This window comes from Bartonella sp. TT110JLCBS, assembly GCF_042193405.1.
Taxonomy (GTDB): Bacteria; Pseudomonadota; Alphaproteobacteria; order Rhizobiales; family Rhizobiaceae; genus Bartonella.
The window spans coordinates 1-845 of the sequence record NZ_JBHILT010000165.1; the positions used below are offsets into that span (position 1 = coordinate 1).

At 37.0% G+C, this 845-nt stretch carries 2 pseudogenes; both read left to right on the forward strand.

The window, feature by feature from the left end:
- A pseudogene (gene ssb, locus ACFILW_RS10210) lies at positions 1 to 368 on the forward strand (single-stranded DNA-binding protein); the annotation flags it as partial.
- Positions 369 to 845: pseudogene (locus ACFILW_RS10215) on the forward strand (hypothetical protein); the annotation flags it as partial.

Genomic DNA, 845 nt, shown 5'->3' on the forward strand with positions numbered 1-845 from the left:
TTTCGTATGGCAACTTCTGAAAGCTATACGGATAAAAAAACAATCAAAAAGTAGAAAAAACAGAATGGCATTCAGTTGTGATTTTTAATCCACATTTAGCAAAAATTGCACTTCAATATCTCAACAAAGGTTCAAAAGTTTACGTAGAAAAAAAATTACAGACACGCAAATGGCAAGATAAAAATGGGCATGACCGTTACACAACAGAGATTGTCTTACCACAATGCAAAGGCGAATTGTATTTGCTTGATGCAAAGAAAAAGCAATCAGCATCCCCTACCCCTTCACCCATTACTTCTCAAAATTATGCTATCGCTTCAGGTGCTGCTGATCATGGCGCATCTCTTAATGATAGTATGCCATTTTGATTGAACAAATATAGCAAAGGGAAAAAACATACAAAACGCGGACGTCCACGGATTAAAGGGGATGTATCAGAAAACCAAACGGACGCATCTCACGAGCAAAAACATCGCATGCACCCATGGAAAATAGGCAATAGAAATGCGTGCTAAACGCTTTGGTTTGACGATTGAAGAGGCTAAAAATCCGCTTTCCGGTACCTATATCGGGCGGCTTTATTTGCAAGGAAAACTCAACCAAGATCAATATGATGCTGCACAAAATATCTTGAAGTGAAAAACAATTACCTATGTGCAAAAGGATTACCTAATGCAATTTATGATAAAATGTCATCTTCTTCTGATGACAAAGCGAGAGAGAAATGGGTACAAAAAGCAACCAATCATTATCAAGCTATGCAAGAGATAGTAAAAGAAAGACAATGCCTTTATCGACAGCATAATTTTTATGCCTCTCTACAGTATCTTGTTATAGAAGATCAA